Consider the following 21,370-nt stretch of genomic DNA (forward strand, 5'->3'; position numbering starts at 1 on the left):
CGCACGGACGCTGCCATTATTGCCGCCGCTCGTCGGCCTTGAGGTCGCGCAGCAACTCCACACACTGATCGACCCAGTCCTGGACTCCGAGAGCGTCGAAGGTCCACATCGCGAGCACGCACTGGTCACGTGCCTGCTTGTAGCGGCCCTGGAAGGCGTATGTGCGCGCGATGCCGTCGTGCGCCTGGGCCTGGGCCATCCTGTCGCCGGCCGCGACGGCGAGCTCGATCGCCCGGTTGTAGCACTCGTGCGCCTCGTCGTACCGGCGCTGGTTGCGGTGCGCATGGCCGATGCAGGTCAGCGCGTACGCCTGCGCGCTGCGGTTGCCGGTCCGCCCGGCGAGCCTCGCCGCCTCCTCGAACCACGCCACGCTCTCGTCGTCCCGGAACTCGTACCGATGCGTGTCGCCGATGCCGGTCAGCGCATACACCTCGGCGACCGGATCGGCCGCCCGACGGGCGAGTTCGAGCGCCTCCTCGTAGGAGGCGCGGGCGTCGGCGTACCGCTGTTCGACGATGTACGAGAGTGCGATGCCGTTCAGCGACTCCGAACGGGCCGTGCGATCGGCGGCCGACAGAGCGAGCGCCTGCCCGTAGTTCTCGCGCGCGTCCGCGAAGTGGAACTGCAGGCGGTGGGTCTCGGCGATGCCGTTCAGCGCATAGGCCTGGGACGCCCGGTCGCCGGCGGTACGGGCCAGCTGGAGAGCGCGCTCGTAGTGCGAACGGGCGCTCCCGTAACGCTCGTTGAGATACAGCCAGTAGCCGGCGCCGCTGGCCAGCCGGGCCGCGTGCTCCCAGCCGTCGTCGGCCGCCGCGGCCGCGGCCAGCTCCAACTCGGCGGAGTGCGAGGTCAGCCACTTGCGTGCCTCGTCGGCCGAGGGGAACTCGGCTCCGTCGGCGTGCTCACGGCCGCCGGCGGCGCCGGTCAGGGCGGTCAGACCGTGCGCCAGGGAGCCGAGCAGATGCGCGTACAGACCGTGGCGCACTTCCGGCCCGCGCAGCTCCGGATCCGCCTCGGCGACCGCCGTCGCGTAGTGCCGGAAGAGCCCGTGGAAGGTGAACCGCCCGTGCGCGCCCAGCAGTACGTGACGCCGCCGCAGCTGTCCGAGACGCAGACCCGCCGTGGCGGGCGGGACGCCCATCATCGCGGCGATCGTGTCGCCCGCGAAGTCGGGTCCCGGATGCATCGCGCAGTGTCGCAGCGTGAGCTGCAGCGCGGCCGGCAGCCGCAGGTACGAGGCGAGGAAGGCCGCCTGTACCGGACCGTCCGCGTCGGGCAGTTCGCGCAGCGGATGCGAGGCGTCCATCGTGGCCAGCAGATCGGACACCGGTGTGTGCCGCAGGGACCAGCCGATCGGCCGCAGCGCGACCGGAAGCCGCCCGCACCGTTCGGCGAGTGCCTCCAACGCGCTGTCGTCGAAGGCCGTTTCGGCTGCCCCGGCGACACTCCGCAGCAGTTCCACCGCATCCGCCGGCGGCAGCAGTTCCGCCGGCACCGACTCGTCGGCCGGCATCTGCTGTTCGCGGCTCGACACCAGCGTGAGGCACATGGCGTTCGGCCCCGGCAGCAACGGCCGGATCTGCGCGGCATCATGCGCGTTGTCGAGCAGCAGAAGCACCCGGCGGCCGGACAGCCAGTCCCGCCAGCGCTCCTCCCGCTCGCTGCGGTCGGCCGGGATGTCGGTGCGTCCCGCCTGCCTCAGCAGGCTCTCCAGTACCTCGTACGGGTCGCGCGCCTCCTCGGCCCGACGCCCGTCGCCCGGCGCGGGACCCGGCGCGAAACCACGGAGGTTGACCTCGAAGCGGCCGTCCTGGAACCGGTCCGCCCAGGTCGCCGCCGCCCTGCGCAGGATCTGCGTCTTCCCGACACCGCCCATGCCGTGCACGAGACAGACCATCGGGCGCCCTCCGGCCAGTGTCCGCTCGGCGAGCCGCCCGATCCGGGCCAGCTCCTGCTCCCGCCCGACGAATGTCGCGTCGGGCGCGGCCAGGGTGTCGGGCCCGGCGGGACGCGGTGCGGTGGTGGCAGCGTCGGGCGCCGTGACGGGCTCGGCGACGGGCTCGGCGACGGAGACGGCGGCCGGGACGGGGACGTACGCACGGTTTCTGGCGAGGACGATGTCGCTGCCCGTGTTCCGGGTGCCGAGCTGGGGGAGCGGCCGGTTCTTGGCGGAGAGCCTGCTGTGCAGCTGCCGGTAGAGCGCGCCCACGGTCAGCAGCTCGCTGCGCTCCTGCGCGATGCCGTGCTCCAGCAGATCGACGAGCTCACCGGTGAACGCGCTGTACGTCTCGCCGGGCGGGCAGAGCGCCGTCGCCGTCTCGGATGCGGCCGTCAGCACACAGACGCCTTCGGCCTCCAGGTCCTCGGGCTGCGGTGCGACGGCGGACGAGCCCGACATGCCGCCGGCGATCGCCACCGCGCTGAAGCAGCAGTCGAGGATCACCACCTTCCGGCGGGCGGGCGACTGCCGGACCGACGAGCGGATGTCCGCGTAGCGCAGGCTGAGAAACCACTGGCCGTTCGCGCGCGTCCCGGGAGTGGCCAGGTAGAGCTGACGCTCGTCGCCGGGATCGATGAGGCCGTGGCCCGCGTAGTAGACGATCAGCGTGTCGGTCGCGTCGTCGGCGGCCCGGTGCAGCCGGGCCAGGACATCCACCGGGCTGTCCGGATCCAGATGGGCCGCGCAGTGCGCGTCGTCGAGACCGAGGAGGCCGGGGTCGGTGAGCAGCCGGCGTAACTCCTCGATGTTGTTCTTGACGCCGGGGAGCGCGCCCAGCGTGGTGTCGGCGAACTCATGGGCGCCGATCAGGACGGCACGGGAGGCCCCTGGGTCGGGCCGGGTCACGACGAGGCGCCCTCGCGGTCGTCTCCGGGTCCTGTGCCTGCACCTGGTCCTGTACTCGCACCCGTGCCGGCGACCGGCCCCGTACCGGGCGCCGTGAGCGAGCGGAGGATCTGCTCGATCTGTTCGGCCGACGCGTCGGTGATCGTCACCGTCGTCGTGCCGCTGGTGACCCGTACCTCGGTCGCCGAAGGCGCGGACCGGCGTGCCGTACGCCAACTCGCCAGCGTCACGGCGAGCGAGGTGAACGCGATGCTGTTGCTCAGGATCACATTCACCAACTCGAGCCCGCCCATGGGTCCGCCGGATGCGCCCGGAGGGGTGGCGGGCCGGTGGAGCCGGGGGCCGAGACCGCGGGTGCGTTCGTCGCGCCTGAGCCAGTCATGGAGATGGATGACGGCGGCACTGTCGCCCGGAACGCTGAGCTGGATCTCCATGCGGACGGCTCTCCCCTTGTACGGACCGGACCCGGATGCCGGTCAACCAGCATGCCCGGCAAGGGCGTTGGACCGCTGGCGAATACGGGAGAACGGCCGCCGGACACGGCAGCGCCCCGCCCGGAGGACCGAGCGGGGCGCTGCCGTACTCACATGACCCTTACAGACCGAGTTCGACCTCGAACTCGCCCGCCTCAAGGATCGCCTTGACCGCGGTCAGGTAACGGGCGGCGTCCGCGCCGTCCACCAGACGGTGGTCGTAGGACAGCGTCAGGTACGTCATGTCGCGGACGCCGATGACCGTGCCCTCGGCCGTCTCGATGACGGCCGGACGCTTGACCGTCGCGCCGATGCCCAGGATCGCGACCTGGTTCGGCGGCACGATGATCGTGTCGAACAGCGCACCGCGCGAACCGGTGTTGCTGATCGTGAAGGTCGCACCGGACAGCTCGTCCGGCGTGATCTTGCTGGCCCGGACCTTGCTCGCCAGGTCGGCCGTGGCCTTCGAGATGCCGGCGATGTTCAGGTCGCCCGCGCCCTTGATGACCGGCGTCATCAGACCCTTCTCGGAGTCCACGGCGATGCCGATGTTCTCCGAGTCGAAGTACGTGATGGTGCCTTCGTCCTCGTTGATCCGGGCGTTGATGACCGGGTGGGCCTTCAGCGCCTGGGCCGCCGCCTTCACGAAGAACGGCATCGGGGAGAGCTTGACGCCCTCGCGGGCGGCGAAGGAATCCTTCGCCAGGTTGCGCAGCTTCATCAGGCGGGTGATGTCGACCTCGACGACCGAGGACAGCTGCGCCTGCGAGTGCAGCGCCTTCATCATGTTGTCGCCGATGACCTTGCGCATGCGGGTCATCTTGACCGTCTGGCCACGCAGCGGGGAGACCTCCAGGGCGGGGGCCTTCGACGCGGCGGCAGGAGCGGCGGCGGCAGGAGCCGGAGCGGCCGCGGCGGCCCTGGCGGCCTCCGCGGCGGCGATGACGTCCTGCTTGCGGATACGGCCGCCGACGCCGGTGCCCTTGACCGCGGCCAGGTCCACGCCGTTCTCGGCGGCGAGCTTACGGACCAGGGGGGTCACGTACGCGTCGCTCGCCTCGGCGGCGGGAGCGGCCGGAGCCGCAGGAGCCGGGGTGACAGGAGCCGGAGTCGGAGCCGGAGCGGCGACCGGTGCGGGAGCCGCAACCGGTGCGGGCGCCGGAGCAGCCGGAGCGGCAGGCGCGGCCGGGGCCGCGGGAGCCACCGGTGCGGGAGCCGCGACGGGGGCCGGGGCCGCCGGAGCGGGCGCGGCGGCCGGAGCGGCACCCGCGGCACCGATCACGGCCAGCTTCGCGCCGACCTCGGCGGTCTCGTCCTCGGCGACCACGATCTCCAGCAGCACGCCGGAGGCGGGAGCGGGGATCTCGGTGTCGACCTTGTCCGTGGAGACCTCGAGCAGCGGCTCGTCGGCCTCGACGGACTCGCCGACCTGCTTGAGCCAGCGGGTGACGGTGCCCTCGGTGACGCTCTCGCCGAGCGCCGGGAGAACGACGTCCGTGCCGGTGGCGCCGCCCGCGGGGGCAGCAGCCGGAGCGGGCGCGGCAGCCGGGGCCGGAGCCTCGGCGACCGGGGCGGGAGCGGCGGGCGCGGCTGCGGGAGCCGGAGCCGCGGCGGGGGCCTCGGCAGCGGCCGGAGCCGGAGCGGCAGCCGCGGCGCCCGAGCCGTCGTCGATGATGGCGAGCTCGGCGCCGACCTCGACGGTCTCGTCCTCGGCGACCTTGATGGACGCCAGGATGCCGGCGGCCGGGGCGGGGATCTCGGTGTCGACCTTGTCGGTCGACACCTCGAGCAGCGGCTCGTCGGCCTCGACGCGCTCGCCCTCGGCTTTCAGCCAGCGGGTGACAGTGCCCTCGGTGACGCTCTCGCCGAGCGCCGGAAGGGTTACGGAAACCGACATGGTTTCAGTTGCTCCTTACGATGGGGTCTCCCCAGCTTGCGCGGAGCGCCAAGCGAGGGGAAGTGCGGAAGTGTCGTCGCGCCCGAGGGAGAGTTAGTCGTGGGCGTGCAGCGGCTTGCCGGCGAGAGCCAGGTGGGCCTCGCCGAGGGCCTCGGACTGGGTCGGGTGCGCGTGAATGAGCTGCGCGACCTCGGCCGGCAGAGCCTCCCAGTTGTAGATCAGCTGCGCCTCGCCGACCTGCTCGCCCATACGGTCACCGACCATGTGGACGCCGACCACAGCACCGTCCTTGACCTGGACGAGCTTGATCTCGCCGCCGGTCTTGAGGATCTTGCTCTTGCCGTTGCCCGCGAGGCTGTACTTCAGCGCGACGACCTTGTCCGCACCGTAGATCTCCTTGGCCTTTTCCTCGGTGATGCCGACGGAGGCGACCTCGGGGTGGCAGTACGTCACCCGGGGCACACCGTCGTAGTCGATCGGAACGGTCTTCAGACCGGCCAGCCGCTCTGCCACCAGGATGCCCTCGGCGAAGCCGACGTGCGCGAGCTGGAGGGTCGGGACCAGGTCGCCGACCGCCGAGATCGTGGGCACATTCGTCCGCATGTACTCGTCGACGAGGACATAGCCGCGGTCCATCGCGACGCCCTGCTCGTCGTAGCCGAGACCGGCGGAGACCGGGCCGCGGCCGACGGCGACGAGCAGTACCTCGGCGTCGAAGGTCTTGCCGTCCGCGAGGGTCACGCGGACGCCGTCCTGGGTGTACTCGGCCTTCTCGAAGAAGGTGCCCAGGTTGAACTTGATGCCGCGCTTGCGGAAGGCGCGCTCAAGAAGCTTCGAGCTGTTCTCGTCCTCGACCGGGACCAGGTGCTTGAGGCCCTCGATGACGGTGACCTCGGTGCCGAAGGACTTCCACGCCGAGGCGAACTCGACGCCGATGACGCCGCCGCCCAGCACGATCGCGGACTGCGGGACGCGGTCCAGCTTCAGCGCGTGGTCCGAGGAGATGATGCGGTTGCCGTCGATCTCCAGGCCCGGCAGCGACTTCGGCACGGAGCCGGTCGCGAGGAGGACGTGGCGGCCCTGCACACGCTGGCCGTTGACGTCGACGGAGGTGGGGGAGGACAGTCGGCCCTCACCCTCGATGTAGGTGACCTTGCGCGAGGCGATGAGACCCTGCAGACCCTTGTACAGGCCCGAGATCACGTCGTCCTTGTACTTGTGCACGGCCGCGATGTCGATGCCCTGGAAGCTCGCCAGGACGCCGAACTGGCCCGCTTCGCGAGCCTGGTCGGCGATCTCGCCGGCGTGCAGCAGAGCCTTGGTGGGGATGCATCCGTTGTGCAGGCAGGTACCGCCGACCTTGCCCTTCTCGATCAGGGCGACGTCCAGGCCCAGCTGAGCCCCACGCAGCGCCGCAGCGTAACCGCCGCTACCGCCGCCGAGGATCACTAGGTCGAAAACGGTGCTGGCGTCGTTCGCCACGTCACGTCCTCCATGCATGTGCGCCGGTCGCCGGGTCCCCTTCCCGGGGGACGGCCGGCCGGTCGGCTGGTGTTCGGCCGCTGTTTTTTCGGCCCTGTGGTGGGGGCCCTGTCCTGCCGAGAACCCATCTTCGCACTTGTTGCCGCACGGCGGGACCCGGGGGCGGGTCGGGTAGCTCACCCTCCGACCCGCCCACCCGGACCCCAGTGCCCCGGCACTGTGCGTCAGCTGGGCGTCAGCTCACGTCAGCTGTACTGAGCCGTCCTCAGCCCAGGTCGCCGTCGGCGACCCGCTCCGCCAGCTTCACCAGCGTGCGCACCGACGAGCCGGTGCCGCCCTTGGGCGTGTAGCCGAACGGCGCGCCCTCGTGGAACGCCGGACCCGCGATGTCCAGGTGCGCCCAGGTGATGCCCTCGCCCACGAACTCCTTCAGGAACAGACCGGCGACCAGCCCGCCGCCCATCCGCTCACCCATGTTGGCGATGTCGGCGGTCGGCGAGTCCATGCCCTTGCGCAGCTCGGCGGGGAGCGGCATCGGCCAGGACTGCTCGCCGACCTCCTCGGCGACCTCGTGGATGGAGGTACGGAAGGCGTCGTCGTTGGACATGATCCCGAAGGTGCGGTTGCCGAGCGCGAGCACCATCGCGCCGGTCAGCGTCGCCACGTCGACGATCGCGTCCGGCTTCTCCTCGGAGGCCTTCCACAGCGCGTCGGCCAGCACCAGCCGGCCCTCGGCGTCGGTGTTGAGCACCTCGACCGTCTTGCCGCTGTACATGCGCAGCACGTCGCCGGGGCGGGTGGCCGTGCCCGACGGCATGTTCTCGGCGAGCGCGAGCCAGCCGGTGACATTGACCGCGAGGCCGAGGCGGGCGGCCGTGACGACGGCGGCGAAGACCGCGGCGGCGCCGCTCATGTCGCACTTCATCGTCTCGTTGTGGCCGGCCGGCTTGAGCGAGATGCCGCCCGAGTCGTAGGTGATGCCCTTGCCGACCAGCGCGAGCGTCTTCGCAGCCTTGGAGTGGGTGTAGGAGAGCTTCACCAGACGCGGGCCGTGCGCCGAGCCCTTCCCGACACCGAGGATGCCGCCGAAGCCGCCCTTGTCGAGCGCCTTCTCGTCGAACACCTGCACCTTGATGCCGTGCTCCTTGCCGGCGGCGGTGGCGACCGCGGCGAACGACTCGGGGTAGAGGTCGTTCGGCGGGGTGTTGACCAGGTCGCGGGCGCGGTTGATCTCCTCGGTCAGCGCGATGGCGCGCTCGGCCGCGGCCTTGTGCGCCTTGTCGCGCGGCTTCGCACCGAGCAGGGCGACCTCGGCGAGCGGCAGCTTCGGGCCGTTGCCGCTCTTGACGTCCTTGTCGTTGCCCTGCGTGCCCTGGTACGCGGTGAAGGCGTACGCGCCGAGCAACGCGCCCTCGGCGATCGCCTCGGCGTCCTCGGAGGCCTCGATGGGCAGCGCGAAGGCGGCCTTCTTCGTGCCGTTCAGCGCGCGGGCGGCGGTGCCGGCAGCGCGGCGCAGCGTCTCGGCCGGGTAGGCCTCGTCCTTCTCCGGGACGGCACCGAGGCCGACCGCGAGGACGACCGGGGTCTTGATGCCGGACGGGGCGGGGAGCTTGGTCACCTCGCCCTCGGCGCCGGTGGCCCCGAGAGTGTCGAGCACGGAGGCGAGCTTTCCGCCGAACGCCTTGTCCACGGCCTCGGCGCCCGGCGCCACCACCGGGCCCTTGGCGCCCTTCGCCACGCCGACGACGAGGACGTCGGCGCGCAGCGTCGTAGCGCCTGAAGTGCTGAGAGTGAGAGCAGTCACGGTGGTGAAATCTCGCTTCCGTTGAGTTCCGGGGCCGTAGAGGGGATGGGTCGACATCCCACGCCGGGCAAGAGCCTACGCGCGGTCACATGGCGCGCTCACGGCGGCGGCAGTTCACTCCTGCGTGGCGTGTGTTTCACCGGGGTCGGCATGGTCGAATGGATCACCGCTGCCATGCGAACTGGAGACCGCCCGGTGAAACGCCTACCCGTGCTGCTCACGCTGCTCGTACTCGTCCTGGCCGGCTGCACGGCGGCAGGGGACGAGCCGGATGAGCGGGAGCAGCAGGAGCAGGAGTCGGAGACGCCCGCGGAGCAGGCGCCCGCGGAGAAGACGCCCGCCGGGAAGCCGGCCGCCGCGCGGTGGCAGCCGAAGCCCGGCCTGGACTGGCAGTGGCAGCTCACCGGAAAGCTGGACCCGACCGTCGATGTGCCGGTGTACGACATCGACGGTTTCAACCACCCGAAGTCCGCGGTCACCGATCTGCACCGCCGGGGCGTCAAGGTGATCTGCTATCTCTCCACCGGCGCGTGGGAGGACTTCCGCCCGGACGCCGCGAAGTTCCCGAAGTCCGTACTCGGCCGCGGCAACGGCTGGGAGGGCGAGCGCTGGCTCGACATCCGCCGTACCGACGTCCTCGAACCGCTGATGGCGAAGCGCATGGACATGTGCCGCGACAAGGGCTTCGACGCGGTTGAGCCCGACAACATGGACGCGTACGCCAACCCCTCCGGCTTCCCCCTCACCGCCGCCGACCAGCTCCGCTACAACCGGCTGATCGCCCGCCTCGCCCACGACCGCGGCATGGCGGTGGGCCTCAAGAACGACCTCGACCAGATTCCGCAGCTGGTGCCGGACTTCGACTTCGCGGTCAACGAACAGTGCGCGGAGCACGACGAGTGCGACCGCCTCACGCCGTTCGTCCGGGCCGGGAAGGCGGTGTTCCACGTCGAGTACGAGCTGAAGACGGACGAGTTCTGCCCCGAGGCGAACCGGCTCCGGCTGAGCTCGATGCTGAAGAAGTGGGACCTGGGCGTCTGGCGCGAGGACTGCTGACAGGACTGCTAACCCAGCGTCAGCACGAGCAGCGCTGCCGTCGCCGCCGTCTCCGCAAGCGCGCCGAACACGTCGCCCGTCACTCCGCCGAAGCGGCGCACGCAGTGCCTCAACAACAGGTGCGCCGCGCCGAGTCCGGCCAGTACGCCCAAGCCGTAACGCAGCGGGCCGAACCCGTCCAGCAGGGCGCCCGCACCCGCGCATCCCGCCGTGACCAGTGCCGCAGCCGCCAGTCCGGCCCGTACGGGAACGACCTCCGCCACCGCCGCGCCCAGGCCCTCGGGGCGGGCCGCCGGGATGCCCGGGCGGGCGGCCAGGGTGAGGGCGAGACGGGCGGTGAGGGCTGAGGCCGTCGCGGCGAGCGCGCCGTACGCCCAGCCCTCGCCGTACAGCTCGTACACGGCCGCGATCTGCGCCAGCAGGACGAACAGCAGCGTGATGACCCCGAATGGGCCGATGTCCGACTGCTTCATGATCCGGAGCGCGTCCTCGGCCGGTTTGCCGCTCCCGAGGCCGTCCGCCGTGTCGGCGAGGCCGTCCAGATGGAGGCCTCGGGTGAGGACCGCCGGGACGGCGACCGTGGCCGTCGCGGCAAGCAGCGGACCGGAGCCGAGGAGCGTCAGCAGGCCGCCGGCCGCAGCCGCGCACAGGCCCACGACCAGCCCGGCGAGCGGCGCGCTCAGCATTCCGGCGCGCGCCGCGTCCCGGTCCCAGCGGGTGACGCGGACGGGCAGCACGGTCAGGGTGCCGAAGGCGAAACGTATACCGGCCAGAGGGATCACCGGCGAAGGGTAGCCCGGCCCTTCTGCCGGTAAATTGCGCATCACGTACAAATCGGGAGCAGGTGGGCATGTTCGACTGGTTCAACCGCAACGTCATCGAGCCCGGAAAGCTCCCGATGCTGCTCGCGCTGACCTCCTTCATCCTCACCTTCCTGATCACCCGCACGATCGTCCGGCTGATCAGGGCAGGCCGGGGGCCGTTCAAGAACGTCACTCCCGGCGGCATGCACATCCACCACGTGGTGCCGGGCGTGATCCTCACCGTCATCGGCGGATTCGGCGCGGTCGGCAGCGCCCGGCACGGCGTGGCCGCGGCCTTCTGCGCGATCATCTTCGGGATGGGCGCGGGCCTCGTGCTCGACGAGTTCGCGCTGATCCTCCATCTCGACGACGTCTACTGGACCGAGCAGGGCAGACAGAGCGTCGAGGTGGTGGTGCTTGCCGCGGCCCTGGCGCTGCTGGTGCTCGGCGGGTTCTCGCCGCTCGGCGTCAACGACCAGTCACCGGACGAGCAGCAGAACCGCGTCACGCTGGTCACGACCGTGGCGATCAACTTCCTGCTGGTGCTGATCACGCTGTTCAAGGGCAAAGCGCGGATGGCGCTGCTCAGCGTGCTGATCCCGTTCGTGGCGATCTTCGGGGCCGTCCGGCTGGCCCGGCCCGGCTCGTTCTGGTCCAAGCGCTTCTACCGCAAACGGCCCAAGGCCCGTGCGAAATCCCGGCTGCGCTCCTACCGCCACGACCGCCGCTGGGGCGGGCTGCGACACAAGTTTCAGGACCTCATCGGCGGCGCGCCCGACCGGCCGCCGCCCGCGGTCGAGCGCTGACGCCCGCGCCGCAGCAGCAGCGACGAGAGCGCACACACCACCAGCACCGCGGCGATGGCCGCCAGATGCTCCTTGCCCGCCAGGTTGTCCTGGACCATCACCTCGACGATCATCGCCACGATCACCAGCGCCGCCGTGAACCAGGCCCGGTAGCACCAGCAGACGAAGACCGCGAGGCCGACGACCGCCGCCGACGGACCGGTGTCGACGACCTCGGCGTCCGACGCGGGCAGCCCCAAGAAGCCCTCGGGCCCGACCGCGATGCCGATCCGCGCGTAGGTCGTCCCGGCCAGCGTGGAGACATACGCGATCACCAGCGTCCGCCAGCGGCCCAGGCAGATCTCCGCGATGCCGAACACCAGCAGCACCTGCGCCAGCGCACCCCACACCGGCAGATCCAGCGCCGGCACGAACAGCGACAACGGCGTGCGCAGCAGCGCCACCCACAGCGGGTCCTCGGCCTGGACGAAGCCGATGGTGCGGACCGGGCCGATGCCCCAGGACTGGTTCTGCACCAGCTGGAAGAGCGCCGTGAGGCAGACGGCCCCGAGCGTCATCGGAACGGCCCGCCACTTCTCGGTGACGAGCGCCTTCCGCACGGTCGCGTACAGCGGCCCCCACTCGCGGTGCGCGAACGCGCTCACCGTGTTCAACGCCTGGTCTCCAGATGTCTGCGGTGCATCCAGCCGGGCAGCCCGGGCGCCTCCAGAAAGCCCTCGGCGCGGCCTGCCGCGATTCCGATGCGCAGCAGGTCGGCGCTCTTCTCGAAGAGCAGGAAACGGGGCTCCCAGACGGGCCGGTACTTGGCGTTGGCGCGGTACAGCGACTCGATCTGCCACCAGCGGGAGAAGAAACTGAGCAGTGAGCGCCACAGCCTCAGCACCGGTCCCGCGCCGAGCTTCGAGCCGCGTTCGAAGACCGACCTGAACATCGCGAAGTTCAGGGACACCTGCGTGATACCGATCTCCCTTGCGCGCTGGAGGAGTTCGATGACCATGAACTCCATCAGGCCGTTCTCGGAATCCCGGTCACGTCGCATCAGATCGAGCGAGAGCCCCTTCGGGCCCCACGGCACAAAGCTGAGCACCGCGCGCAACCGGCCGTCGCCGTCCCGGCATTCGAGCATCACGCAGCGGCCGTCGCCGGGATCGCCGAGCCGCCCGAGCGCCATCGAGAAGCCGCGCTCGGTGGCTCCGTCGCGCCAGTCGTCGGCGCGGCCGAGCAGCACGTCCATCTCGCCGGCCGGGATCTCCTCGTGCCGGCGGATCCGCACCTGGTAACCGGCACGCTTGACGCGGTTGTACGCCTGGCGCACCGTGCGCATCGCGCGGCCGTCCAGCGTGAACCGGTCGGTCTCGACAATCGCCTCGTCGCCGAGTTCCAGCGCGTCCAGGCCGTGCCGGGCGTAGATCGTGCCGGCCTCCTCGCTCGCTCCCATCACCGCCGGAATCCAGCCGTGTTCACGTGCCTGCGCGAGCCAGGGGCCGATCGCGCCGGGCCATGCCTCGGGATCGCCGAGCGGGTCGCCGGACGCCAGTGACACGCCGCCGACCACCCGGTAGGCGACGGCGGCCTTGCCGGTCGGCGACCAGACGACGCTCTTCTCGCGGCGCAGCGCGAAGTAGCCGAGCGAGTCGCGGTCGCCGTGGCGCTGGAGCAGTACGCGCAGCCGCTCGTCGTCGTCCTCGGTGAGGGGGTCGACGGCGCGGCGGGAGCGGAAGGCCGCGTACAGCACGGCGAGCAGCAGCAGTGTGGACAGCACGTTGATGGTGACGTCGACCCAGCCGGGCGTGGCGATGCCGGGGAAACGCGAGTCGTCCGCGGCGAGCGAGACCAGCCGCATCAGGCCGTACCGCCAGCGCTCCAGGAAAGTGGCGTGGCCGGACGAGGTGTTGGTGACCGTGACGAGTATCGCCGCCAGCAGCGAGGTGACCAGCAGTCCGCCGACCGCGACCGCCGCGGCGAGCCGGGGGTTGGCGCGGTCGCCCTTCGCGTAGAACTCCTCTCGCCCGAGGACCAGCGCGAGCGCGAAGGCGGCGGTGAGGGCCAGCGAGACCCAGTTCTGCGCATGCGCGCGGATGCCCGGGGCGACGGCGATCGCGAGCGCGAAGAGCAGCAGAAACAGCCAGGCCAGTACGGAGTTGAGGATCCAGGCCGCCCGCTTGCGGCGGCGCATGGTGACGGCCAGGAAGAGCGTGAAGACGCCGGAGGCGAAGCCCGCGGTCAGCAGATAGGGAGTGAAGTAGTCGTCGACGTTGTGCCGGCGCAGGTCCTGGCCGAGCGAGACCCATACGGCGCTCAGGAAGTTGATGAACGTGACCGCCCGCAGATACCAGACGGCGAACGCCGCACTGCGCCGTGAGCGTACGTTGCGGGGGCTGGGGCCTGTCGTGCCTCGGCTCGCCTCTTCGCTGGACAAACGGACCTCTCCCATGAAACGCGATGATATGGGGCATCGCGTGTCATGGCGGGCGAGGGCACAGCCGCCCGGTCAGTGGCGGCCGTGCCCACGCGTCAGTCCGTGTCGCTCTCCACCGGCACCACCGGGTCCACCGCGTCCACCGGCTCCGCGGGATCCACCGGCTCTGTACGTTCCGGCAGTTCGGCCGCGAGCGCGGCCGCCGCCTGTACGAGGGGGAGTGCGAGCAATGCCCCGGTTCCTTCCCCCACAGTGACGCCATGGTCCAGCAGCGGGTTGAGTGCCATCCGGTCGAGCGCCTTCGACTGCGCCGGCTCGCCGCTCACCTGGCCCGCGATCCACCAGTCCGGCGCGCGGAACGCAGCACGCTGCCCGACCAGCGCACAAGCCGCCGAGACCACTCCGTCGAGGATCACCGGCATCCGCCGCACCGCGCTCTGCAGCAGGAACCCGGTCGTCGCCGCCAGATCCGCGCCGCCGACCGCGGCCAGCATCTCCAGCTGGTCGCCGAGCACCGGCCGTGCGCGCCGCAACGCGTCCCGGATCGCCGCGCACTTGCGCATCCAGGCCAGATCGTCGATGCCTGCGCCACCGCGGCCGGTGACCACCGAGGCGTCCGTGCCGCACAGCGCGGCGATCAGTGTGGCGGCGGGCGTGGTGCCGCCGACGCTCAGATCGCCGAGCACCACCAGATCGGTTCCGGAGTCCGCCTCCTCGTCCGCGATCGCCATCCCGAGGCGTACGGCCTGCTCGGCCTCCTCGATCGTCAGCGCGTCCTCGACGTCGATCCGTCCGCTGCCGCGCCGCACCCGGCGGCGTACGACCTCGTCGGGCAGCAGCTCCGGGTCGCTGTCGAGACCGGCGTCGACGATCCGCACCGGCACGCCCATCGTGCGCGCCAGCACGGCGAGCGGGGTCGCACCCTCCAGCGTCGCCCGCACCAGTTCGTGCGCGGAGCCCGACTCCCGGCCGGAGACGCCGAGTTCGGCCACTCCATGATCGCCGGCGAACAGGACGACGCGCGGCTGACCGATGGCCCTGACCGGTACGGAAGCCTGCGCGGCGGAGAGCCAGTCGCCCAGTTCGTCGAGACGCCCGAGCGCGCCGGCCGGCACGATCAGCCGCTCCCTGCGGTCCTCGGCGTCGCGCCGGATGCCGCTGTCGGGGCGCTCGATCAGATCGGAGAAGTCGTCGAGATTCAGCCTGCTCATGCGCGAGACAGTACCTGCACGTGTGTACGGCAACGGCGGCACCCGTCAGCTGCGGAGCACCATCGCCTGGCCCGCGACGACGAGCAGCAGCTGCTCGCACTCGGCGGCGAAGGCGGCGTTCAGGCGGCCCAATTCGTCGCGGAAACGCCGGCCCGACGCGGTCGCCGGCACCACGCCGGATCCCACCTCATTGGTCACCGCGACGACGGTGCGCCGTGTTTCCCGTACGGCCGCGACCAGTTCGGCGACCCGCCCGTGCAGCGCGCGCTCGCCGTCCGCCGCCCACTGCGCGTCGTCCCACGCCCCGACCCTGTCCATGGCGTCGGTGAGCCACAGGGAGAGGCAGTCGATCAGCAGCGGCGGCCCCTCGTCGGCGAGCAGCGGCACGAGATCGCAGGTCTCGACGGTCCGCCATGAGCCGGGCCGGCGCTCCCGGTGCGCAGCGACACGGGCCGCCCACTCGGAGTCGCCGTCGCGCAGTCCGCCGGTGGCGACGTACAGCACCTCGGGGAAGGTCTCCAGCCGGCGCTCGGCCTCCAGCGACTTCCCGGACCGGGCGCCGCCGGTGACCAGCGTGCGGCGCGGGACGTCCGGCACGGCGTGGTACTCGCCGACGATCAGCGTCGTCCCGTCCGGCACCACCCGCGCACCCGCCGCCGCGAGCCGCCGGGCCAGCTCGGGCCCGCCGCCGGGCACATCGTGGTCGATATGGACGGCGACCACGTCCGTGGTCGCGCCGACCGCGCCGGACGCCCGCAGCCGCGCGACGGCGTCCGGCCGCCCGACGACATCGGCGACCACCATGTCGTACGCCGCCAGACCCTCCGCAAGACCGGCGGGCGCGCCCGCCGGCGGGAGATACAGCAGCCGCTCACCCTCCGGCGAGGTCACCTCGTACCCCGTACCCGGATGGTCCATCGGCACGGCCCGCACCCGGTGGCCGCTGATCAGCGTCAACTCCCGCCCGTCCGGCACCCGTCCGGCAGCCGGCAGCCCGGCGGGCAGATCCACGGCGGGCCCGTTGTGCGGATGCGTCAGCAGCACCTGCCGTACGCCGGCGAGCGACTGCCCGGCCCGTGCGGCGGCGAGAGCGGCGCCGGGCGTGAGATCGAGCAGCAGGGCGCCGTCCACCAGCAGTGCGGTGGCGGCACGCGCCTGCGCACCGCGTGCGACGGCGCACACGGCGCACGGGCAGTCGGGCCGGGGGAGTCCGGCGGGCGCGCCGGTGCCGAGCAGAGTGAGTTCCACGCCACTGATCCTCCCGCGTCGCCGCGGCCCGTGCGCGCCCGGCTACGCTGCGGGCAGGAAAGAGATCACTGGTGGGCCCTGGGAGGCGGACATGGCATGGACGTGGCGGTTCGAGAAGTCCGACGGGACGGAGGTCCAGCCGGCCGTGCAGCCGGAGGAGTTCACCACGCAGGGCGACGCCGAGTCCTGGATCGGTGAGTACTGGAAGGAACTCCTGGAGGGCGGGGTGGAGCAGGTAACCCTCTCGGAGGACACGACCAAGATCTACGGCCCGATGAGCCTCAACGCGGCGGCGGAGTGACTTAGGGCGTGGGGGCCCGCGCGCCCCCACGCTCTCCATCTCCGGATCTCACCGAGCGTCACCTCTGCCGTCGCCGGGTCACCGCCCCGCACGCACCCCACGCCACTCCCGACGGCCGGCTCGCGAAGCCGAAGCCGATGCCGTCGCCGCGCCGCCCCGAGCCCCAGGCCCCGGGCCCGGCGGTCGCCGATCAGGCGGCTGAAGGTGCCGACGCCAGGAACTGAGTCGCCGCCAGCTCCCCGTACAACCGGTCTCCCGCCACCAGTTCGGCGTGCGTGCCCACCGCCCGCACCCGGCCCGCGTCCATCACCACGATCCGGTCCGCCAGCGTCACCGTCGACAGCCGGTGCGCCACCACCAGGACCGTCACCTCCCGGGACACCTCCGCGACCACATCGCGCAGCGCCATCTCATTGACGGCGTCCAGCTGCGAGGTCGCCTCGTCGAGGAGGAGCAGCCGTGGCCGGCGCAGCAGCGCACGCGCGATCGCCACGCGCTGCCGCTCACCGCCCGACAGCTTGGAGCCGCGGTGCCCGACCACCGTCTCCAGGCCGTCCGGCAGCCGGTCCACGAGCGCGTCGAGGCGCGAGCGTACGAGCACGTCCCGGATCTGCTCCTCGGTCGCGTCCGGCGCGGCGAAGACAAGGTTCTCGCGCAGCGTTCCGGCCAGTACGGGCGCGTCCTGCTCGACATAGCCGATGGCGGCCCGCAGTTCGGCCAGCGGCCAGTCGCGTACGTCCCTGCCGTCGACGGTGATCCGCCCGCCGCCCGCCTCGTAGAACCGCTCGATCAGGCCGAAGACGGTCGTCTTGCCGGCCCCCGAAGGGCCCACGAAGGCGGTCATCCCGGCCCCGGGGACCTCGAAGGTGACGCCGTGATGGACGTACGGAAGATCGTCCCGGTAGCGGAAGGTGACGTCCTCGAAGACGACCGACGCGGCACCGCCCGGACCCACGGCCGGTGCCGGACCGTCCAGGTCCTCCGTCTCCAGCCGCTCCGCCTCCACGATCCGCGCGATCGCCGCCGAACCGACCTGGTACTGCGAGGCGGCCTCGACCAGCCTCGAGACCGGGTCGATCAGATAGAAGAGAAAGAGCAGAAAGGCGACCAGCGTCGAGATGGAGATCGCGCCGGACGCCACTCGCGCGCCGCCGATGCCGAGCACCGCCAGGAACGACACCTGCACCGCGAGACCCACCGAAGACCAGGCCGCGGACTGCCACTTCGCCGACCGCAGGCCGTGCCGCCACGCCTCACGCGCCGCCTTCGCCACGACCGCCGTCTCGCGCTCCTCCGCGCCTGAGGCCTTGAGCGTGCGGAACGCCCCGAAGGCCCGCTCCAGCACGGTGGATATCTCGCCGACGGCCTCCTGCGAACGCTGGGTCGCCTGCGCGATCTTCGGCATGAGCAGCCCGACACAGCCGCCGATCAGCACGATCACCCCGAGCGTGACGCCGAGCAGTACCGGGTCCATCAGGCCCATCATCACGATCGTGGCGATGAAGGCGAGGCCGCCGGTCGCCGCCGAGACGATCGACTGCGTGGTCACCGCCCGCAGCAGCGTCGTGTCCGAGGTGACCCGGGACATCAGATCGCCGGGCTGGGTCCGCTCGACCTCCGGCAGCCGCAGCCGGAGCAGCCGCCCGATCAGCGTGCGGCGGGCGGCCAGCACCACGGACTCGGCGGTGCGTTCCAGGATGTACGCGCCGACCGCCTCGATCGCCGTGCCCAGCACCACCAGTGCGGTGAGCAGCACCAGCACACCGGTGATCGATTCGTCGTCGCCGAGCCGGTCGACCAGCGTCTTGGCGGCGAGCGGCTGGGCCAGGCCGGTGACCGTGCCGATCAGGGTCAGCCCGGCGCCGAGCGCGACGGCCCAGCGGTGCGGGCGGAAGTGCGTGTAAAGCGCCCGCCAGGTCTCACGGGCGGGCAGTTTGACGACCGGCTTCTCGACCGCCTTCTCGGCGGGCTTTTCGGCTTGCTTCCGGGCAGGACTTTCCGTGGCTTCTGCGATGGTCACTTGAGTGAGGACGCAGAAATGCCCGCGGTACCTGACCGGGCCGACGTTCCTGACACCTGCTGACGCGAAGTCAACCGGTCAGCGCACGTAGGCCGGTTCAGCCCCGCACGCCACACAGGTGCAGCAGCGCCGCCACCCGCCGGTACGGCTCCGTACGTCCCGCCCGGTCCTCGGCGGCCAGCAGCCGCTCCAGCTCGTCGTCGGCCGGCAGCTCGGCGTCGTTCGGCACGCCGTCGGTGAACACCCGCACTCCGTACCAGGCATGCAGTGGTGCCGCGATTCCCGCCAGCGTCGCCGTCAGGGCTTCGAGGCGATCCGCGCGGCCCGGCAGCCCGAGGCGGTTGGTGTACGAGTCCGAAGTGAAGGCTTCCAGCGCATCGGACCAGTCACCGGCGAGACCCGGCCGCATGGCCAGCGCGTCGCCGTTGCGCACCAGCAGCGAGAGCAGCCCGCCCGGAGCCAGCATCCGGGCGAGACCCGCGAGCACGGCGTCGGGATCCTCTACGTACATCAGCACACCGTGGCAGAGCACCACGTCGAACGAGCCCGGAAGGAAGTGCACCCCGGTGTCGCGGCCGTCGCCCTCGATCAGCTTGAACCGCTCCCGGATGCCCTCCGGCTCGGTCGTCAGCGACTGCCGCGCCGCACGCACCATCTCCGGGTCGGACTCGAGTCCCGTCACCGAGTGGCCGGCCCGCGCCAGCCGCAGCGCCTGCGTGCCCTGGCCCATTCCGACGTCCAGGATCCGCAGCCGTCGGCCGACCGGGAACCGGGCGGCTATCTGCTCGTCGAGCTGGCGTGCGACTAGTTCCTGCCGGACGGTGTTGCGCAGCCCGCCGAGGCCTTTCAGCCAGGCGGCCGCACCACCTTCGAAACCGGTCGTGCTCAGGGCCGCTCTCCGCGCTTGACCTGCGGCTTGGGCAGACGCAGTCGGCGCAGCTGGAGCGTACGCATCAGGCCGTACGCGACCGCGCCGCGCCGGGGCTCGTTCGGGAAGCGCTCGTTGAGCTGCTTCCGCATGCGGATCACCAGACCGATCGAGTCCACGATGATCATGACGATCACGCCGAGCCAGATCAGCAGCGCGATGTTCTGCAGCTGGCCGACCCGGACCATGCTCATGACCAGGATCACCACGGCGAGCGGCAGGAAGAACTCCGCGACGCAGAAGCGCGAGTCCACGAAGTCACGGACGAACCGGCGCACCGGTCCCTTGTCACGGGCAGGCAGATACCGCTCGTCGCCACTGGCGAGCGCCTCACGCTGCTTGGCGAGATCGGTCCGCCGGGCCTCCCGCTGGCGCTTGGCGGCCTCCTTGCGGTCCGCCGGCGCTCCCGAGGAGGCACGGCGGCGCTGCGTCTGGGCCTCACTGCGCTTCGGCGTGGGGCGGCCCTTCGGGGCCTCTGGGTCGCGGGTCTGCTTGGAGAGGTCGATCGTCACCTTGTCGGTGCGGACCTTCTCTTCATTGGCACGGCTACGGAACACAAAACCCAAGGGTACGTGGTGCGGGGCTGCTGCCCCACCCTCCGGGGGAACGATCCCGCAACACCGTGCGTCCCTAGGTGACAGAAGCCGGCCCCAAGCCGGACAGAGCGGACGTCGCCCCAGGTTCCCCTGACGGTCACCTACTCCTTCCGCCGGATCGGAGCCGAAAGCAGTCGTCCTTGGGGATGAGCGCATCCGCGCTCGAACAGTGCGGTAATGGATGCAGGGCCCGTACTGTGGGTTCTGTTGGAGTGCTGAAGCTGAGTCCGTCAGAAGGGGGCGCGCGAAGCCCATGAGCGGTGTCATGAAGCGTATGGGGATGATCTTCCGCGCGAAGGCAAACAAGGCCCTCGACAGGGCCGAGGATCCGCGCGAGACCCTCGATTACTCGTACCAGAAGCAGCTCGAGCTGCTGCAGAAGGTGCGCCGCGGAGTTGCCGACGTTGCGACCTCCCGCAAGCGCCTCGAACTGCAGCTGAACCAGCTGCAGGGACAGTCGACCAAGCTGGAGGACCAGGGCCGCAAGGCGCTGGCGCTCGGCCGTGAGGACCTGGCGCGCGAGGCGCTGTCCCGCCGTGCCTCGCTCCAGCAGCAGGTCACCGACCTGGAGTCGCAGCACCAGACCCTGCAGGGCGAGGAGGAGAAGCTCACGCTTGCCGCCCAGCGCCTGCAGGCCAAGGTCGATGCCTTCCGCACCAAGAAGGAGACGATCAAGGCCACCTACACCGCGGCCCAGGCGCAGACCCGGATCGGCGAGGCCTTCTCCGGCATCTCGGAGGAGATGGGTGACGTCGGTCTGGCGATCCAGCGGGCCGAGGACAAGACCGCGCAGCTGCAGGCCAGGGCGGGCGCGATCGACGAGCTGCTCGCCTCCGGCGCCCTGGACGACCAGTCCGGGATGGCGAAGGACGACATCGCCGCCGAGCTGGACCGCATCTCCGGTGGTACGGATGTAGAGCTGGAGCTCCAGCGCATGAAGGCCGAGCTGGCGGGCGGCTCGAGCTCGTCGCAGCAGGCCATCGAGGGTGGCAACGGCAAGCAGGAGGCCGCCCCGCAGCAGAGCACACCGAAGTTCGACAAGCAGTGACCAGCAGCAGGGCCTAGCAGTAGGGACTCGTCATGATCGTACGGATCATGGGGGAGGGCCAGGTGGAAGTGGCGGACAGCCACCTCACCGAGCTCAACAAGCTCGACGACGAACTGCTCGCCGAGATGGAGAACGGGGACGGGCCGGGTTTCCGCACGACCTTCCACGCGCTCCTGGAGAAGGTGCGCGAGCTTGGCGAGCCCCTGCCGGACGACGCCCTGGAGCCGTCCGAGCTGATCCTGCCGGCCCCCGACGCGACCCTTGAGGACGTACGAGCACTGCTCCGCGACGACGGCCTCATCCCGGGCTGACATTCCCACTCCAACAGCACCTGTGCCCCGCTCCGGTTCGATCCGGAGCGGGGCATTCTGCTGTCTTCCGCTGCGGTCGCGGAGGTACGCGGCCGCCGGGACACGCCGTAACGTTGCCTGAC

The 21,370-nt window shown here is 71.2% G+C and carries 18 protein-coding genes; 5 read left to right on the forward strand and 13 right to left on the reverse strand.

Annotated features, from left to right (window positions below):
• Positions 1–16: 16 nt before the first annotated feature.
• The 5 genes from ACH4YL_RS29370 to ACH4YL_RS29390 all read right to left on the reverse strand — a co-directional run bounded on the left by ACH4YL_RS29370 (position 17) and on the right by ACH4YL_RS29390 (position 8,501).
• A complete protein-coding gene (locus ACH4YL_RS29370; protein ID WP_398510469.1) occupies positions 17–2,845 on the reverse strand; it encodes a tetratricopeptide repeat protein in 2,829 nt (942 codons plus the stop codon).
• On the reverse strand, positions 2,842–3,279 hold the full coding sequence (locus ACH4YL_RS29375) for a hypothetical protein (RefSeq protein WP_398510470.1): 438 nt from the start codon (positions 3,277–3,279) through the stop codon (positions 2,842–2,844). Before ACH4YL_RS29375 ends, ACH4YL_RS29370 begins: the two co-directional genes overlap by 4 nt.
• Before the next feature lie 160 nt (positions 3,280–3,439).
• Entirely contained in the window at positions 3,440–5,215 is a 1,776-nt protein-coding gene (gene sucB, locus ACH4YL_RS29380; protein ID WP_398510471.1) for a 2-oxoglutarate dehydrogenase, E2 component, dihydrolipoamide succinyltransferase, read from the reverse strand.
• A 93-nt stretch (positions 5,216–5,308) separates the two neighbouring features.
• On the reverse strand, positions 5,309–6,697 hold the full coding sequence (gene lpdA, locus ACH4YL_RS29385; RefSeq protein WP_398510472.1) for a dihydrolipoyl dehydrogenase: 1,389 nt from the start codon (positions 6,695–6,697) through the stop codon (positions 5,309–5,311).
• A gap of 265 nt (positions 6,698–6,962) precedes the next feature.
• Entirely contained in the window at positions 6,963–8,501 is a 1,539-nt protein-coding gene (locus tag ACH4YL_RS29390; RefSeq protein ID WP_398510473.1) for a leucyl aminopeptidase, read from the reverse strand.
• 195 nt (positions 8,502–8,696) lie between these two features.
• Here ACH4YL_RS29390 and ACH4YL_RS29395 point away from each other — a divergent pair, with 195 nt between their 5' ends.
• A complete protein-coding gene (locus ACH4YL_RS29395) occupies positions 8,697–9,557 on the forward strand; it encodes an endo alpha-1,4 polygalactosaminidase (RefSeq protein WP_398510474.1) in 861 nt (286 codons plus the stop codon).
• 8 nt (positions 9,558–9,565) lie between these two features.
• On the opposite strand, the gene ACH4YL_RS29400 is transcribed toward ACH4YL_RS29395, so the two are convergent.
• On the reverse strand, positions 9,566–10,381 hold the full coding sequence (locus tag ACH4YL_RS29400; RefSeq protein ID WP_398510475.1) for an adenosylcobinamide-GDP ribazoletransferase: 816 nt from the start codon (positions 10,379–10,381) through the stop codon (positions 9,566–9,568).
• A 26-nt stretch (positions 10,382–10,407) separates the two neighbouring features.
• Here ACH4YL_RS29400 and ACH4YL_RS29405 point away from each other — a divergent pair, with 26 nt between their 5' ends.
• A complete protein-coding gene (locus ACH4YL_RS29405) occupies positions 10,408–11,166 on the forward strand; it encodes a hypothetical protein (protein WP_398510476.1) in 759 nt (252 codons plus the stop codon).
• Here ACH4YL_RS29405 and ACH4YL_RS29410 read toward each other — a convergent pair.
• The 4 genes from ACH4YL_RS29410 to ACH4YL_RS29425 all read right to left on the reverse strand — a co-directional run bounded on the left by ACH4YL_RS29410 (position 11,112) and on the right by ACH4YL_RS29425 (position 16,044).
• On the reverse strand, positions 11,112–11,819 hold the full coding sequence (locus ACH4YL_RS29410; protein ID WP_398510477.1) for a hypothetical protein: 708 nt from the start codon (positions 11,817–11,819) through the stop codon (positions 11,112–11,114). The two genes, ACH4YL_RS29405 and ACH4YL_RS29410, sit on opposite strands and share 55 nt — an antisense overlap.
• Positions 11,816–13,600 (reverse strand): phosphatidylglycerol lysyltransferase domain-containing protein, encoded by a 1,785-nt coding sequence (locus ACH4YL_RS29415; RefSeq protein ID WP_398510478.1) that lies wholly within the window; start codon positions 13,598–13,600, stop codon positions 11,816–11,818. Before ACH4YL_RS29415 ends, ACH4YL_RS29410 begins: the two co-directional genes overlap by 4 nt.
• A gap of 80 nt (positions 13,601–13,680) precedes the next feature.
• The gene (cobT, locus tag ACH4YL_RS29420) at positions 13,681–14,787 is read right to left on the reverse strand and encodes a nicotinate-nucleotide--dimethylbenzimidazole phosphoribosyltransferase (RefSeq protein WP_398510648.1); all 1,107 of its coding nucleotides are present in this window, start codon (positions 14,785–14,787) and stop codon (positions 13,681–13,683) included.
• 54 nt (positions 14,788–14,841) lie between these two features.
• Entirely contained in the window at positions 14,842–16,044 is a 1,203-nt protein-coding gene (locus ACH4YL_RS29425) for a bifunctional adenosylcobinamide kinase/adenosylcobinamide-phosphate guanylyltransferase (RefSeq protein ID WP_398510479.1), read from the reverse strand.
• Positions 16,045–16,135: 91 nt separating this feature from the next.
• Here ACH4YL_RS29425 and ACH4YL_RS29430 point away from each other — a divergent pair, with 91 nt between their 5' ends.
• Positions 16,136–16,345, forward strand: coding sequence for a hypothetical protein (locus tag ACH4YL_RS29430; RefSeq protein WP_398510480.1), 210 nt, complete (start codon positions 16,136–16,138; stop codon positions 16,343–16,345).
• Between the two features lie 190 nt (positions 16,346–16,535).
• On the opposite strand, the gene ACH4YL_RS29435 is transcribed toward ACH4YL_RS29430, so the two are convergent.
• From ACH4YL_RS29435 to ACH4YL_RS29445, 3 genes are all read right to left on the reverse strand, one after another.
• Positions 16,536–18,278: an ABC transporter ATP-binding protein gene (locus tag ACH4YL_RS29435; RefSeq protein WP_398510649.1), complete on the reverse strand. Its 1,743-nt coding sequence runs from the start codon at positions 18,276–18,278 to the stop codon at positions 16,536–16,538.
• A gap of 184 nt (positions 18,279–18,462) precedes the next feature.
• A complete protein-coding gene (locus ACH4YL_RS29440; protein ID WP_398510650.1) occupies positions 18,463–19,215 on the reverse strand; it encodes a class I SAM-dependent methyltransferase in 753 nt (250 codons plus the stop codon).
• Between the two features lie 35 nt (positions 19,216–19,250).
• Complete coding sequence (locus ACH4YL_RS29445) at positions 19,251–19,850, reverse strand: DUF3043 domain-containing protein (RefSeq protein ID WP_398510481.1); 600 nt, start codon at positions 19,848–19,850, stop codon at positions 19,251–19,253.
• A gap of 292 nt (positions 19,851–20,142) precedes the next feature.
• Between ACH4YL_RS29445 and ACH4YL_RS29450 the strand changes: the two genes are divergently transcribed.
• Positions 20,143–20,937, forward strand: a complete 795-nt coding sequence (locus ACH4YL_RS29450) for a PspA/IM30 family protein (RefSeq protein WP_398510482.1) — start codon at positions 20,143–20,145, stop codon at positions 20,935–20,937.
• A gap of 32 nt (positions 20,938–20,969) precedes the next feature.
• Positions 20,970–21,248, forward strand: a complete 279-nt coding sequence (locus ACH4YL_RS29455; RefSeq protein WP_398510483.1) for a hypothetical protein — start codon at positions 20,970–20,972, stop codon at positions 21,246–21,248.
• Positions 21,249–21,370: the final 122 nt, after the last annotated feature.

The organism is Streptomyces sp. NPDC020681, from assembly GCF_044334895.1.
Classification (GTDB): domain Bacteria; phylum Actinomycetota; class Actinomycetes; order Streptomycetales; family Streptomycetaceae; genus Streptomyces.